At 34.0% G+C, this 13,822-nt stretch carries 18 protein-coding genes and 1 tRNA gene; 11 read left to right on the forward strand and 8 right to left on the reverse strand.

Annotation, left to right across the window (positions count from 1 at the left end; genetic code table 11):
• The first annotated feature begins 52 nt into the window (after positions 1 to 52).
• Positions 53 to 1,921: a M61 family metallopeptidase gene (locus E0I26_RS04750; protein ID WP_131915350.1), complete on the forward strand. Its 1,869-nt coding sequence runs from the start codon at positions 53 to 55 to the stop codon at positions 1,919 to 1,921.
• Between the two features lie 2 nt (positions 1,922 to 1,923).
• Here E0I26_RS04750 and E0I26_RS04755 read toward each other — a convergent pair whose 3' ends face one another.
• A complete protein-coding gene (locus tag E0I26_RS04755) occupies positions 1,924 to 2,127 on the reverse strand; it encodes a hypothetical protein (RefSeq protein WP_131915351.1) in 204 nt (67 codons plus the stop codon).
• 21 nt (positions 2,128 to 2,148) lie between these two features.
• Here E0I26_RS04755 and E0I26_RS04760 point away from each other — a divergent pair, with 21 nt between their 5' ends.
• Positions 2,149 to 2,859 carry a DUF4369 domain-containing protein gene (locus E0I26_RS04760; RefSeq protein WP_131915352.1) on the forward strand — a complete coding sequence of 237 codons (711 nt, stop codon included), beginning with the start codon at positions 2,149 to 2,151 and terminating at the stop codon, positions 2,857 to 2,859.
• Positions 2,860 to 3,010: 151 nt separating this feature from the next.
• On the opposite strand, the gene E0I26_RS04765 is transcribed toward E0I26_RS04760, so the two are convergent.
• The 7 genes from E0I26_RS04765 to idi all read right to left on the reverse strand — a co-directional run bounded on the left by E0I26_RS04765 (position 3,011) and on the right by idi (position 6,603).
• Positions 3,011 to 3,475 carry a hypothetical protein gene (locus tag E0I26_RS04765; protein ID WP_131915353.1) on the reverse strand — a complete coding sequence of 155 codons (465 nt, stop codon included), beginning with the start codon at positions 3,473 to 3,475 and terminating at the stop codon, positions 3,011 to 3,013.
• A gap of 128 nt (positions 3,476 to 3,603) precedes the next feature.
• Positions 3,604 to 3,677: transfer RNA gene (locus E0I26_RS04770), tRNA-Thr, on the reverse strand.
• Between the two features lie 78 nt (positions 3,678 to 3,755).
• Positions 3,756 to 4,022, reverse strand: coding sequence for a hypothetical protein (locus E0I26_RS04775; RefSeq protein ID WP_029286506.1), 267 nt, complete (start codon positions 4,020 to 4,022; stop codon positions 3,756 to 3,758).
• A gap of 68 nt (positions 4,023 to 4,090) precedes the next feature.
• Positions 4,091 to 5,059 carry a type I phosphomannose isomerase catalytic subunit gene (locus E0I26_RS04780; RefSeq protein WP_131915354.1) on the reverse strand — a complete coding sequence of 323 codons (969 nt, stop codon included), beginning with the start codon at positions 5,057 to 5,059 and terminating at the stop codon, positions 4,091 to 4,093.
• 45 nt (positions 5,060 to 5,104) lie between these two features.
• Positions 5,105 to 5,563 (reverse strand): peroxiredoxin, encoded by a 459-nt coding sequence (locus E0I26_RS04785; RefSeq protein ID WP_131915355.1) that lies wholly within the window; start codon positions 5,561 to 5,563, stop codon positions 5,105 to 5,107.
• Positions 5,563 to 5,973 carry a 6-pyruvoyl trahydropterin synthase family protein gene (locus E0I26_RS04790; protein ID WP_131915356.1) on the reverse strand — a complete coding sequence of 137 codons (411 nt, stop codon included), beginning with the start codon at positions 5,971 to 5,973 and terminating at the stop codon, positions 5,563 to 5,565. The genes E0I26_RS04785 and E0I26_RS04790 overlap by 1 nt, the downstream gene beginning before the upstream one ends.
• Positions 5,974 to 6,075: 102 nt before the next feature.
• On the reverse strand, positions 6,076 to 6,603 hold the full coding sequence (gene idi / locus E0I26_RS04795) for an isopentenyl-diphosphate Delta-isomerase (protein WP_131915357.1): 528 nt from the start codon (positions 6,601 to 6,603) through the stop codon (positions 6,076 to 6,078).
• Between the two features lie 167 nt (positions 6,604 to 6,770).
• On the opposite strand from idi, the gene E0I26_RS04800 reads away from it, so the two are divergent.
• The 9 genes from E0I26_RS04800 (at position 6,771) to E0I26_RS04840 (ending at position 13,734) form a co-directional block, all read left to right on the forward strand.
• Complete coding sequence (locus tag E0I26_RS04800) at positions 6,771 to 7,232, forward strand: GNAT family N-acetyltransferase (protein ID WP_131915358.1); 462 nt, start codon at positions 6,771 to 6,773, stop codon at positions 7,230 to 7,232.
• Positions 7,233 to 7,592: 360 nt separating this feature from the next.
• Positions 7,593 to 8,153 (forward strand): peptide-methionine (R)-S-oxide reductase MsrB, encoded by a 561-nt coding sequence (gene msrB, locus E0I26_RS04805; protein WP_131915359.1) that lies wholly within the window; start codon positions 7,593 to 7,595, stop codon positions 8,151 to 8,153.
• A gap of 1 nt (position 8,154) precedes the next feature.
• Entirely contained in the window at positions 8,155 to 8,781 is a 627-nt protein-coding gene (msrA, locus tag E0I26_RS04810; RefSeq protein ID WP_131915360.1) for a peptide-methionine (S)-S-oxide reductase MsrA, read from the forward strand.
• A gap of 210 nt (positions 8,782 to 8,991) precedes the next feature.
• Entirely contained in the window at positions 8,992 to 10,305 is a 1,314-nt protein-coding gene (locus tag E0I26_RS04815; protein WP_131915361.1) for an amidohydrolase, read from the forward strand.
• A 209-nt stretch (positions 10,306 to 10,514) separates the two neighbouring features.
• Positions 10,515 to 10,673 carry an SHOCT domain-containing protein gene (locus E0I26_RS16715; RefSeq protein ID WP_131915410.1) on the forward strand — a complete coding sequence of 53 codons (159 nt, stop codon included), beginning with the start codon at positions 10,515 to 10,517 and terminating at the stop codon, positions 10,671 to 10,673.
• A gap of 19 nt (positions 10,674 to 10,692) precedes the next feature.
• A complete protein-coding gene (locus E0I26_RS04825; RefSeq protein ID WP_131915362.1) occupies positions 10,693 to 11,478 on the forward strand; it encodes a CHAD domain-containing protein in 786 nt (261 codons plus the stop codon).
• A gap of 81 nt (positions 11,479 to 11,559) precedes the next feature.
• Positions 11,560 to 12,045, forward strand: a complete 486-nt coding sequence (locus tag E0I26_RS04830; RefSeq protein WP_131915363.1) for a nuclear transport factor 2 family protein — start codon at positions 11,560 to 11,562, stop codon at positions 12,043 to 12,045.
• Positions 12,046 to 12,199: 154 nt separating this feature from the next.
• Complete coding sequence (locus E0I26_RS04835; RefSeq protein ID WP_131915364.1) at positions 12,200 to 12,859, forward strand: hypothetical protein; 660 nt, start codon at positions 12,200 to 12,202, stop codon at positions 12,857 to 12,859.
• A gap of 491 nt (positions 12,860 to 13,350) precedes the next feature.
• Positions 13,351 to 13,734 carry a cupin domain-containing protein gene (locus E0I26_RS04840; RefSeq protein WP_131915365.1) on the forward strand — a complete coding sequence of 128 codons (384 nt, stop codon included), beginning with the start codon at positions 13,351 to 13,353 and terminating at the stop codon, positions 13,732 to 13,734.
• Positions 13,735 to 13,822: the final 88 nt, after the last annotated feature.

Consider the following 13,822-nt stretch of genomic DNA (forward strand, 5'->3'; position numbering starts at 1 on the left):
TGTAACAATTGTGTTCGTGCAGAGACTAACATTTAAAATAAAATCACACAAAATGAAAAGAATATTTTTTGCACTAGCATTTGCTTCTGTTCTTTGGAGCTGTAAAACTGCCAGTACTTCAACTAATGATTCAAAATCTATTACTGATGTTGTAAAAGTTGCTGTTAATTTGAATGATGTAAAGGATGACAAAGTACTTGTCACGATTACATCCCCAAAAATCAGTATGGATGAAGTGACGTATAGCATTCCTAAAATTGTTCCAGGAACCTATTCTGTGGATGATTATGGAAAATACATTGAGGATTTAAAAGCATTTGACTACAAAGGAAATATACTGCCAGTTACCAAAACTGATGACAATACTTGGAATATTAAAAATGCCAAAACATTGGTAAAAATCACCTATTTGGTAAACGACACATTTGATACTGAAAAAGGTGGCGGTTTTGGCAAAAACGACATTTTTTCACCAGCTGGAACAAACATTGATGCAGGAAAAAACTTTATGTTGAACATGCATGGTTTTGTAGGCTATTTTCAAGACAAAAAAGACCTTCCCTATACTGTTAGTATTGCACACTCAGAAACACTTTGGGGAGCCACTTCAATGACGGATCAAGATGCTAGCACAACGAATGATGTGTTTACAACACCTCGTTATGCTGAATTGGTTGAAAATCCTATCATGTATGCTAAACCGGACTATACTACTTTTACAGTAGATGGTATGGAAATACTGATTGGTGTTTATTCTCCTACTGGGAAAGTGACTGCCGAAAGCATTACTCCTGAGATGAAAACCATGATGATTGCCCAAAAAACTTTTTTAGGAAAAATCAATGCAACAAAAAAATACAGCGTGTTGTTGTACTTATCAAGCATGACACCTACTGATGCCAAAGGATTTGGAGCACTGGAACATCCTACTGCAACAACTGTTGTTTTACCTGAAATGATGTTAAAAGAAGAATTGGTTAAATCAATGAAAGATGTGGTTTCGCATGAATTTTTTCATATCGTAACTCCTTTAACGATTCATTCTAAAGAGATTCATTATTTTGATTACAACACGCCTAAAATGTCAGAACATTTATGGATGTACGAAGGGGTGACGGAATACTTTGCTAACCTTTTTCAAATTAATCAAGGATTAATCACCGAAGAGGAGTTTTATACGCGTATATTAGAAAAAATTGAACATGCGAATGCCATGAATGACACGATGCCTTTTACAACAATGAGCGCTAATGTGTTGACAGAACCATACAAAACCCAATACTTGAACGTATATGAAAAAGGAGCACTTATTGGAATGTGTTTGGACATTATTATCAGAGAAAAAAGTAATGGCGAAAGAGGAATTCTTGATTTAATGCAAAAATTATCTAATGAATATGGTGTTTCAAAACCATTTAATGATACGGAACTTTTTGCCAAAATAACTTCATTTACCTATCCTGAAGTAGGAGCTTTTTTAGCTACTTATGTATCTGGAGCAACTCCAATTCCTTACGAGACTTATTTGGCTAAAGTTGGCGTTACTAAATCCATGGAAAAAGTACCCGGTAATGTATTCTTAAAAGGACAATCACCATACATCACGGTGAATCAACAAACAAAAGAGATCATTGTAATCCCTAATATGGAGCTAAACGTTTTTTATACAAATTTAGGACTTAAAGGAGGAGACATTTTGATGTCTATAAATGAAAAACCGTACTCATTGGATAACATTTATGACATGATTACGGAGAGCCAAAACTGGAAAGAAAACGACGCTATCTCTGTTAAAATAAAACGTGACGGTAAGGAACAAGTAATCAAAGGAAAGGTAAAATTTCCTTATGAAGAAAAAGAAGGTCTTAAAGCTACTGATGCTTCAAAAACAACTTTGAAAGAAGCTTGGTTAAAAGCATAATTTTAAAAATGATTCAGGAAATCCCAATTTAGAAATAAATTGGGATTTTTTTTGTGAAATTTGAACGCGTTACCAAAATCATTCCAACAATTTTCTTTATTTTGCGCCAAAATATAAACACCAATGAAATCGTCATGATTCAATCCTAATCCCGAAGTTTCGGGACGGGACAAATCATAATAAAGAATGGCGATACCATGTTCCAAAAAATCAAATTTTAACTTCACATGAAAAAATCTATTATTGCATTCGTTACACTCATCCTATTGTCATCTTGTGACAAGAATGAATCAAAAACTAATTTACATATTACCGGAAATATTAAAGGATTAAAAAAAGGGACTTTGTATATCCAGCGAATTGTTGATACTACACTGGTAGCTATTGACACAATCAATATCGACGGAAGTTCTACATTCGAAAGTGATCTGGACCTAAAATCACCTGAAATGCTTTATTTGTTCTTAGACAGAGGCGTGAGCAATTCCTTGGATAATAATTTATCCTTCTTTGCTGAGCCAGGAAACATAACTATTGAAACGAGTTTAGATCGTTATTTGTCTGATGCCAAAATTAAAGGGTCAAAAAATCACGAAATATTTGAAGAGTATAAAAAGATTAACACCCGTTTTACAGATGAAAGTCTTACTTTGATTGAACAAAAATTTAATGCTATCAAAAGTCAAAACACAAAAGCAGTTGATAGCCTGAGTGCAAAACAAGATTCAAACATAAAAAGAAAGTATTTGTTCGCCACTAATTTTGCATTAAACAACAGAAAATTCGAAGTGGCGCCTTATATCGCCTTATCAGAAATCTATGATATCAATATCAAATATTTAGATACAATTCAAAAATCAATGTCACCTAAAGTAGCACAATCGCTTTATGGCAAAAAACTGACGGAATATATTGCCAGCATCAAGAACCAGAAGTAAACAGTTCTAAAGGCTGCGTTCTATTCCATAATTAGAATAAAAAAAATCATCTTGCTGTATAACAAGATGATTTTTTTTTATTTTATAAAGAAGAATAGTAATCCTGAGGCCTGCCGAACAAAACCTCATCATTACCATATATAAAAGCTGTTTAAGCGTTATTAAAAGCTATTCCGGTAACAATCATCCCTACAAACATTAAAAGATACAGAGAGAAAATTACCAGTGTCATAATTCCAATGAATTTGTAATGTGATTTTAAATATCCTAAAGAAGTAGTCAGTGTTTCGGAATCGTTGTTATTAAACGCTGCTTTGGCATTAGATGCAAATTTATTCAAGTAATACACCGGAAAGAAATAAAGTGCCGCAATAAGCAAATAAACGACAGCCATCACTATTCCAAAAGAAGAACCCATCATTCCCATTGCTGGATTCATTTTCCCCATAGCTGAGAATAATGTACCGGCAAATAAAGCTGCAAAAACAATAAAACCAATTCCTATGTAACCAAGAATTGATAAAAAATAAGCCCACTTTGCTGTTTCTTTTAAAAAGTCTTTTGCAGACTCATTTAGTTTCATTTCAAAATTCTCAATAACTGAATGCTCTTCCATAATTTATTTTTTAGGTTAGATACCAAATTTAACAAAAAAATTATGACATTCAATTAAAACGGAATTGAATTCTCATTTTTATCAAAAACAAAAAACCACTTAACAAAAGTTAAGTGGTTTTATTAAAGAGCCGGCGGAGGGACTCGAACCCACGACCTGCTGATTACAAATCAGCTGCTCTAGCCAACTGAGCTACGCTGGCGACTCATTACGGGTGCAAATATAAGTCTGAATTTCTATTTTCCAAAACAAATTCAAACTTTTTTCGCTTTTTTTTTGACTACAATTCGTTGATTTTAGCAATCAATTGATTAGCAGTTTGTTCCAATTCAACATTGATTTGTTTGAAGTGTGCTTTTTTATCTTCTACCTTTTTTGCGTTCACTTTAGTGATTAAAGCGTCAAAAGCAGCAATAGCTTCATCAATTAAATCATTAGTTTCTGTTGTTGGTTTTCCTGTTGTAGAAATTTCGAACAAGTAAACTGCTTCAATAATATCTCCTAAAACGTAGTTGATGTCTTTTTTTAAATTCTTAACGTTTGCCATTTTTATTTTTTTAAAATTTGAATTTTAATTTGCGTCTGCAAAAGTACACATAATCTTTCTATTACCGACTATGAAATGTAAATTTCTAAAATTGAAGCTTTTCCATTGAGAATGAATGCGTTCATAGCGGCAGGAATCAAAACAGTATCTCCTTTTTTATATTGCAATTTTGAATTGTTGTACTCCAGTTCAAATGATCCTTCTGTACACATATATACCGTAAAGGTTTTTCCAGATTTAGAAACCGAAATTTCTCCGTCTAACGGAATAAAATTCGTCGTAAAATAAGGACAATCAACAATTTCATTTGAATCGTTTATGTTCTTAGTATACTCTTTTTTAGTTTCTACTTTATTGTAATTAATGGCGTCTAAAGCCAAATCAACATGTAATTCTCTAGTATTTCCATTGGCATCTACTCTATCAAAATCATAGAGACGATAGGTAATATCAGAAGTTTGTTGAATCTCGGCAACCACTAATCCGGCACCAATCGCATGAACCGTTCCAGTTTCCAAGAAAAAAACATCGCCTGATTTTACTTTTACAGTATCAAGAATAGAAAGCAAGGTTTTGTTTTTTAGATTTTCTAAGTATTCATCGGCATTCGATTTTTCTTTGAAACCCACAATAATTCTGGCATTATCATCAGCTTGCATGATGTACCACATTTCGGTTTTACCAAAGGAATTGTGGCGTCTTTTAGCCAACTCATCATTAGGATGCACTTGTATGGACAAATCTTCGCGAGCATCTAAATATTTAAAAAGCAACGGAAATTGTTTTCCGAATCTGGCATGAACTTCCGTTCCTACTATTTCGTCAGGAAACCCATTAATAATTGCCGTCAATGATTTCCCTTTCCATTCTCCGTTGGCCACAACACTTACGTCATCTTCAACTGTAGACAACTCCCAACTTTCGCCAGTGATTGTTGACGTAATTGGTTTATTAAGTAGTGTTTTTAGTTTTTCACCGCCCCAAATTCTTTCTTTTAAAATGGGTTCAAATTGTAAGGGGTATATTTTTGGATTCATGTTTTTTTATTTACAAATTTTGTCAACTTAACTGATTGACCTACTCTATGAAACTAATTTTTTAATAGCTATGAGCGCTTTAGGAATATGTTTGGTGGCCAGCATGCTGTCAAATATCATTTGAATAACTCCATTTTTATCCGTTACATACGTCACTCTTCCTGGAAGCAATCCAAACAATCCAGAGGGAACTCCAAAAAGGTTTCTAATTTTCTTGTCATTGTCTGACAAAAGAATAAAAGGCAGTTTAAATTGTTTACTGAATTGTTGATGTGAACTGACGCTATCACTGCTGATTCCTATTACCTCAGCATCTAAGGCTGTGAAGTCTTCATATTGATCTCTAAAACTGCATGCCTCAGCGGTGCAGCCTGGCGTATTGTCTTTTGGATAAAAATAAATAACGAGAGGCTTGTGCCCCACCATGTTTTGACTGTCAAAATCATTGCCGTTTGCATCTTTCGCTTTGAAATTGGGGATCGTATCGCCTACTTTTAGTCCCATTATTCGCCTTTGTAGGTTACAAAATTTCGTGGTGTTTCGTAAAGAACAACTTCTAATTCAAACTCAGGCTTGATTCTTTTTCTGATTTTATTCCAAATTACCACAACAATATTTTCGGCAGTTGGATTCAAATCCTGAAAATCAGGTACGTCAATATTCAGGTTTTTATGATCAAACTGATCCTCAACATCCTCTTTAATAATATCACTCAAGAATTTCACATCCATTACATAACCCGTTTCCGGATCAATTTCGCCGGTTACGCTTACTGTCAATTCATAGTTATGCCCGTGAAAATTAGGATTGTTACACTTCCCGAAAACAGCATCGTTTTGTTCGAAAGTCCAATCTTTCCTGTATAATCTATGTGCCGCATTAAAATGGGCTTTCCGTGAAATAGTAACTTTCATAATTTCAGATTTTAGTCCCGAAGCTTCGGGATCAGATTTCTCAAAGTTGCGAAATCTGAAATTTTTTTATGTTAATACACTTTTGAACCGTTATTTGCAATCTTATATTTTATGTTCCTCAAGGAAATGATAAAACTCATCGAAGATAATTTTGAACCAAACGGTATACAACTCCGGATGAACTTCCATATCAATTTTCACATCCTCAATTTTCATCCACTTCCAGTCTTCTACTTCCTCAGTATTTATTTCAGGCGCTTCATCATAATAACCAATCATGACATGATCGAGTTCATGCTCCGTCAAACCATTATCAAAAGGAGCTTTGTATATAAAATGAAAGAGCTCTTTGAGTTCTGTTTTAAAACCCATTTCTTCAAATAACCTTCGGCTTCCTGCTTGAATATTTGTTTCTCCCTCGCGCTGATGACTGCAACAGGTATTGGTCCAAAGCAAAGGGGAATGGTATTTTTGATGTGCCCGTTGCTGCAACATGATTTCATTTTTACTGCTTAAAACAAAAACTGAAAAAGCACGATGCAAAACCGCTTTTTCATGTGCTTCAAGCTTAGGCATCAACCCTATTTGCACATCATTTTCATTAACTAATATTACGTTTTCTTCTAACATATAAATCTATTACTGGTCAAAAATACAAAAAAGATAATTAGGTACGGGGGCTTTAACGTTCTGTTTCGATTTGTTGAAGCGGAATTATTTCAGGGCTGTCCAAATAAAAGTGACGCCATACTTTCAAAGATTCTTTTGTATTTTTATACCAAATTATAAATAGCACCATGCACACTATAACCATCCGAAAAGCACATCGCAACGATTTAGAAAAACTTCTTGAATTCGAACAGGGAATTATTACTGCCGAACGTCCTTTTGACCCTACTTTAAAAGAAGAAAAAATACATTATTATGATATTGAAAAAATGATTTCAGCACCACATATAGAAGTATTGGTAGCCGAAATTGATTCAGAGCTTGTTGGCTCCGGATATGCTAGAATAGAGACCGCGAAGCCTTATTTGAATCATCTGAACTATGCCTATTTAGGATTCATGTACACGGATGCTAATCACAGAGGAAAAGGAGTAAACGCTAAAATTATTGAAGCGCTCAAAGAATGGTGCAACCTGCAGGATGTATTTGAACTTAGACTGGACGTATACAATGACAACTCTTCGGCAATTAAAGCGTATGAGAAAGCAGGGTTCAAAAAACACCTTGTCAACATGCGAATGATTGTATAAATATGACGGTAAGCTTTGTAGATAAACTTTATTTTTCTGCCACAGATTTAAAAGATTTGCACAGAATAGACTACCTCGGGGCAGAGCTCCAGAGCTATTAATGAAATGAAACTCCGATTACACCAATTTATACAAACAAAAAATCTGTGGAAATCTGTGGCAAAATTATTGTTGGTATTGATTACGAATACGGATAGACCTATTTTATATTAATTAAGGTTTTGTTAATTCTAAATCCAAATATACCTTTTACCCGTAAATAACGATAGTTAAAACGTACTTAAATAACTATTAATTTGCAAAGTAGTCGACATTTTTCGATTCAAAAGCGCTTTACATTTGTACTATAAAAAGAAAATCATGAGAACAACAACCCGTTTTTTAAGCGTATTATTTTTGCTTCCATTAATCATGTTCACTGCTTGTGGACAAACGACAAACAAAAAAGACCGTACAAAAAAATCTATCACAATGGAAAATCTCATCAACAAACCCGGAAATCCGTATTATTCAAATACAGACACGACAAAACTTAATGTTAGTGATGCCGAATGGAAAAAAGTTTTACCAGAAGATGTTTATGAAGTAACCCGTAATGCGGACACGGAGAGACCTTTTACAGGAAAATATTGGAACACGGATGAAAAAGGAACCTATTATTGTGCCGCCTGTGGCAACAAACTATTTCGTTCTGGCGCCAAATTTTCAAGTAACTGCGGTTGGCCAAGCTTTTTCGAACAAGACAACAAAAACAGTGTTATTTACAAAACCGACAATTCTCTTGGAATGGAACGAATTGAAGCTCTTTGCGGAAGATGCAACGGACATTTAGGACATCTTTTTGATGATGGCCCTGCACCAACCGGAAAAAGATACTGTATGAATTCTATCGCACTTGATTTTATCCCTGATACTAAATAAGATGAAAAATATATTTTTAATTGCACTATTAACTTCATTAGGCATGTTTGGACAAAACAGCACAACTGATAAAACAAAAAAACAATCCAATTTTGAAACCATTACATTGGCCGGTGGTTGTTATTGGTGCGTTGAGGCCGTTTATGAGAATCTGATTGGAGTAAAATCGGCGGTATCAGGATACGCAGGCGGAAAAATCGCTAATCCTACTTATGAGGATGTTTCTACCGGAAGATCCGGTTATGCCGAAGTAGTTCAGATTACCTATGATCAAAACGTAACAAATCTGGATGAGATTTTCAAAGTTTTCTTTACAGTGCATGACCCAACTACACTTAACCGTCAAGGTACCGATGTAGGAACGCAATATCGTTCAGCCATTTTTTATAAAAATGAAGCACAAAAGAAAGCAGCGCAAACGATTATTAATGCTATGAAAAAAGCTGGGATTTATGACAATCCAATAGTTACAACATTGGAACCGTTGACTAAATTTTACAAAGCTGAAGACTACCATCAGAATTACTATGCCAACAATAAAAATCAACCTTATTGTCAAATGGTAATCCAACCCAAAATGGAAAAATTCGAAAAGCTTTTTAAAAGCCGATTAAAGAAGAAAAAATAAATTATTAAGCTACCGCCTTGTTACCGCAAACAAGGCGGTTTTTTTTATATCCTACTTAAAGCAAGACACTTTACGCTACTATTTAAATTGCTGCAGGGCAAAATAATTTTGCTATATTTGTTTTTAACTGACCTTATTGAATACCAAAAATAGGTTGAATTTCATTTGAAATAATTGCTATTATGGAACCATAACTTTACACCACAACTAATGAAAAAAATTATTCTTTTTGCAGGCCTATTTACTTTCTCCATTTTTGCATCTGCTCAAAATACAGCGCTAAAAGCTACCATTGCTCAAAAGGCAGCTTCTTTAGAATCCAAGGTTATTACTTGGCGAAGAGACTTTCACCAAAACCCGGAATTAGGAAATAGAGAATTTAAAACTGCCGAAAAAATAGCGGCACATTTACGCTCTTTGGGTATCGAGGTACAAACCGGAGTGGCTAAAACTGGAGTTGTGGGGATTTTAAAAGGCGGAAAACCCGGTCCGGTTGTGGCTCTTAGGGCAGACATGGATGGCTTACCGGTTAAAGAAAGAGTAAACATCCCTTTTGCTTCAAAAGCTGAAGGCGAATATAACGGCCAGCCTGTAGGCGTCATGCATGCATGCGGGCATGATTCCCATATCGCTATTTTGATGGGAACTGCTGAAATTTTAGCTTCTATCAAAAGTGAATTAAACGGAACTGTCAAGTTTATCTTTCAACCAGCAGAAGAAGGAGCGCCCGAAGGAGAAGAAGGCGGAGCCGCACTAATGGTAAAAGAAGGCGTTCTTGAAAATCCAAAAGTAGATGTTATTTTTGGCTTGCATATCAGCGCACAAACCGAAGTAGGCAAAATTAATTACCGACCAAAAGGAGCGATGGCTTCATCGGACTGGTTCAAAATAAAAATAAAAGGAAAACAATCGCACGGTGCCAGTCCATGGCAGTCAGTGGATCCTATCGTTACGGCTTCCCAAATAATATTGGGTTTACAAACTATTGTAAGTCGCAATGTAGACCTTACTGAATCTGCGGCTGTGGTTAGTGTCGGAAAAGTTACGGCCGGCGTAAGAAGCAATATTATTCCTGAAGAACTCGAAATGGCTGGTACCATTCGTACCCTTGATAGTAAAGTGCAAGAAATGATTCACAACAGATTAAAACAAATAACCACTAATATTGCAGAAAGTGCCGGAGCTACTGCCGAAGTGAGCATCACAAAACAGACCCTTATAACCTACAACGATCCAGTATTGACCGAAAAAATGGTACCAACATTAGAAGCTGTAGCAGGGAAAAACAATGTTGTGTTAACACCCGCAGCAACTGGAGCTGAAGACTTTTCGTATTACCAAGACAAAGTTCCAGGACTTTTCTTTTTTCTTGGCGGAATGCCTAAAGGCAAAAATCCATCTGAAACTGCCTCACATCATACTCCTGATTTTTATATTGACGAAAGTGGTTTTGTATTAGGGATGAAAGCAATGTCAGATTTAACTATCGATTATATGGAAATGGATACTAAAAAAAGTAAGTGATTATAAAAAACAAATGCACTACCGAAGTATTGTCAATTCCAAAATAAAAAAATTACAAAACGTCTCACTACAATGAGACGTTTTTTTGTCTATCTGCATAAAAAATCTAATATAACAAATTGATTTACTGCTCTAAAATTCATATATTTATACTGTTTTTCAACCGTTTAAACACTAAATCACACCTAACGGACAAAAAATGAAACTCCATTGGATATTCTAAAAAAAGATTTGCAAGAGGAGAAATTACAAAAGAAGAATTTGAAGAAAAGAAGATTTTTTTGACAAAAATTAAACCCAAAAACAAACTTCTTTACGTCTTTCTAAACGTATTCATTGTTGTAATTATCATCCTTTTTTTATTCTAAAACAACTATTTTATAAAAGATGAAAGCACTTAGAACATATTTTAAAATACGAAAAAGTGCCGTAAACCTTATTTTAGAAAAATCTCCAAAATCCTTTACTCCGGAAACTTTTCATACCCTTCGAGTAGAAATCAAGAAAATGAACGCTTTATTTGATTTGCTAAACTATTGTTCCAAAAAATTTAAGCACAAAAGAATTTACAGACCTTTTAGACTTATTTTTAAACAAGCAGGAAAAATAAGAGAACTTCAAATAGAAGAATACTTGCTTGCTGAACAACCCAATTCCCATTTGCTACAAGCATACAGAAATCGTTTACAAAAACTCGAAACCAAAGAACTGCTGCGCTTCTTCTCTATTGTTAATAAGAACTTCGTTCGAAAATTAAAAAAAAAGTATCGCAAAATTATTCCCATGCTAGCTAAAACAAGTAAAAAAAAGATGAATCGCTACATGGATGAAAGGAGAAGAGCAATTAAAAAATTAATGTGCAAAACCAACTTTAAAAAAACGCAAATGCACACTTTCCGCAAACGCTTAAAAACATACCAATACAATGAAAAAATCCTAAATTGCGCATCACAAAACCAATCATTGCCAGACAAAAATATTTTATCCGATTTACTTGGGAAATGGCATGATTACGAGGTTGTCATCAATCATTTGAAAAAAGGCATTAATTCGAATAAAACGATTCCAAGCGAAACGAAACAGCTTCAAATAACTAAAGCAATATTAACTTCAAAAAGAGAATTGTTATTCAATAAAATAAATGCAACTTTACCCTATCAGACTCTTTTATAAATATTTGAGGAAAACAAACGTTAAAACCATAATAATAAGGATTGCAGAAATCATGTGCGCCTCCAAAATATTTTGAACATTATGAAACAGAACACATTTAAACTTCACTATTTTTTAAATCTAATTTTTGCCTTAGCTTTTTTTAATACTGCAACTGCACAAGAAAAAAAAGTAGCGCCAACCTCAGCTGAACTATATAAGGAAATCGAACAAATGGACGAGATTATGTTTGAAGCGTTCAATAAGAAAGAATTCGAAAAATTCAAATCTTTATTTACCGAAGATTTAGAATGGTTTCAAGACAATGGTGGATTACTTACCTATGAAACCGTTTTTACCAATTTTTCGAATATGTTTAAAAACGAAAATAAACTAACCCGAAAATTGGTTAAAGGAAGCCTGGAAGTCCATCCGATTAAAGACTATGGAGCGATTGAAATTGGCGTACACGAATTCCGACATATGGAAAACGGAAAAGAAGAAATTGGAACCTTTAAATTTCTTATGATTTGGAAGAAAAAAGACAATCAATGGAAAATATCAAGAGTAATCAGTTACGACCATTAGATTTAGAGGTATAAAAAGTTAGTTTCGCTTTACTTTTTGTAGTACCAAAATCCTATTTCATCCTTTTATTTTCTTTCTTTGCAATCCAAAAAAAGTAGAAAGCACATCTTTACATTTGAAAAAACAACCCTAAATCTCATTAAATTAGAAGTACATGAACAATAACTACAGCTTAGTTTTCAATTTAAAAAAGGCAATCATAGTATCATTTTTATTTGTTTTTTCAATAGGATTTTCACAAAGCCAAAGATGTACAATTTATTTAAAAGACAACACTTCAATAACTGGATTAGGTAAAATTAAAACTGACGGAAATATCAAGTTTAAATTAAATAGCGATAGTGAAAGCACTATTTATGAAGCAACACTGATTGACAGAATCGAAATGAATGAAAAAGGAACTAATGAAACGTACAAATACAAAAAGTTAAAAAACAACTTTGAGCAATGGTTAAAAGTAATCATTGAAGGAACAGTTAATTTATATAAAAGTGACGCGTCAGGGTTTTATTATGCTCCAGGCGCAATGAATACTGCTGGAGGTTTTGGCGGTATGTCCTATGGTGGTGGAAATATAACCAGTTATTACATCAATCATGAAGGAGAAAGTGAAGTTTTCAAAATAACTTCATTTGGTAACATTAGTAAAAACTTCAAAAATGCAGCTTCCGATTTCTTTAAAGATTGCCCTGTACTTGTTGAAAGAATACAAAACAAAACCTATACAAAAAATGACATTGAAGAAGTAGTTGAATTTTACAATATGGAATGCAATAAAGCCAAAACGATTCCTACAGCATCAGGAACAAAGTAAAAAACATCTTATCTAGCTTTAATTGATATACAAAATCCGTTTTTAAATTTTTAGAAACGGATTTTTCTATGATTTTTTCACACCATCAACCCTTATTAAATATAAGTCACTAAATATCAGTTATTTAAATAAAAAAAAGAGTCTCTATTTAATATTTTATCTATTTTTTTTGTAAATTAGTGGTTCCCCAAAAAAGCCATTTATCGCGCTTCGATATTCCAAATGAATCGCTATGCAAAAGTTTGCACCGTCCAGAAGAATTGGCATTTCCTTTTTAATTGAACCGTGCCATGCAAAAAACCGCATAGAAGTTGTCAATAAATTAAAAAGCACTTGTTACGGTGTCATCGAATTTCTTATTCATAATTAAAAATGGTGTTTCGGCAGAAGTCAACATCCATCAAGAATGAAGTTAAAATAAAAACTGCTCTTAAAAAAAAGGACAATAAAACATTGTCTACCTTAATGTATAATCAAAAAAATGAAATAAAATGAAAGCAATTAAAATGATTTTAATGTCTCTGCTCATTGGACTATTCCTGATGATGAGCTCAAGTGTGTATGCACAAGATCCTATGAAAGCTGGTCCGAAAGTGTATAAAAAAATCCTCCTTGAGAATGATAAAGTGAGGGTCATGTCGGCTGAATTTGCCCCAGGCGCAACAATGCCATGGCATAGCCATCCTCATCACACCGTGTATGCTTTGACCGGTGGTAAAATTCAGATCACAGAAAAAGGCATGCCGGCAACCGAATCCAATATCAAAGCAGGAGACGTACTGTATTTCCCACCCGTAACGCACAAGGCAAAAAACACAGGAACTACAACATTCAAGATTGTTGTGACAGAAATAAAACCTGCCAAGAAAAAATAATCCAATCCTATTTTAAAAAAACACTAAAGAAGCAGCCCTTATTCAGGCTGCTTCTTTAAAAACAAAGGGTTGTATCGTCTGAAAAATT

The organism is Flavobacterium rhamnosiphilum, from assembly GCF_004349195.1.
Lineage (GTDB): Bacteria > Bacteroidota > Bacteroidia > Flavobacteriales > Flavobacteriaceae > Flavobacterium > Flavobacterium rhamnosiphilum.

What these genes read in the sequence shown, in the direction of transcription:
- E0I26_RS04750 (WP_131915350.1), top strand. Translation starts at nt 53, where the DNA reads ATGAAAAGAATATTTTTTGCACTAGCATTTGCTTCTGTTCTTTGGAGC.
- E0I26_RS04760 (WP_131915352.1), top strand. Translation starts at nt 2,149, where the DNA reads ATGAAAAAATCTATTATTGCATTCGTTACACTCATCCTATTGTCATCT.
- E0I26_RS04765 (WP_131915353.1), bottom strand. Translation starts at nt 3,475, where the DNA reads ATGGAAGAGCATTCAGTTATTGAGAATTTTGAAATGAAACTAAATGAG.
- E0I26_RS04775 (WP_029286506.1), bottom strand. Translation starts at nt 4,022, where the DNA reads ATGGCAAACGTTAAGAATTTAAAAAAAGACATCAACTACGTTTTAGGA.
- E0I26_RS04780 (WP_131915354.1), bottom strand. Translation starts at nt 5,059, where the DNA reads ATGAATCCAAAAATATACCCCTTACAATTTGAACCCATTTTAAAAGAA.
- E0I26_RS04785 (WP_131915355.1), bottom strand. Translation starts at nt 5,563, where the DNA reads ATGGGACTAAAAGTAGGCGATACGATCCCCAATTTCAAAGCGAAAGAT.
- E0I26_RS04790 (WP_131915356.1), bottom strand. Translation starts at nt 5,973, where the DNA reads ATGAAAGTTACTATTTCACGGAAAGCCCATTTTAATGCGGCACATAGA.
- idi (WP_131915357.1), bottom strand. Translation starts at nt 6,603, where the DNA reads ATGTTAGAAGAAAACGTAATATTAGTTAATGAAAATGATGTGCAAATA.
- E0I26_RS04800 (WP_131915358.1), top strand. Translation starts at nt 6,771, where the DNA reads ATGCACACTATAACCATCCGAAAAGCACATCGCAACGATTTAGAAAAA.
- msrB (WP_131915359.1), top strand. Translation starts at nt 7,593, where the DNA reads ATGAGAACAACAACCCGTTTTTTAAGCGTATTATTTTTGCTTCCATTA.
- msrA (WP_131915360.1), top strand. Translation starts at nt 8,155, where the DNA reads ATGAAAAATATATTTTTAATTGCACTATTAACTTCATTAGGCATGTTT.
- E0I26_RS04815 (WP_131915361.1), top strand. Translation starts at nt 8,992, where the DNA reads ATGAAAAAAATTATTCTTTTTGCAGGCCTATTTACTTTCTCCATTTTT.
- E0I26_RS04825 (WP_131915362.1), top strand. Translation starts at nt 10,693, where the DNA reads ATGAAAGCACTTAGAACATATTTTAAAATACGAAAAAGTGCCGTAAAC.
- E0I26_RS04830 (WP_131915363.1), top strand. Translation starts at nt 11,560, where the DNA reads ATGAAACAGAACACATTTAAACTTCACTATTTTTTAAATCTAATTTTT.
- E0I26_RS04835 (WP_131915364.1), top strand. Translation starts at nt 12,200, where the DNA reads ATGAACAATAACTACAGCTTAGTTTTCAATTTAAAAAAGGCAATCATA.
- E0I26_RS04840 (WP_131915365.1), top strand. Translation starts at nt 13,351, where the DNA reads ATGAAAGCAATTAAAATGATTTTAATGTCTCTGCTCATTGGACTATTC.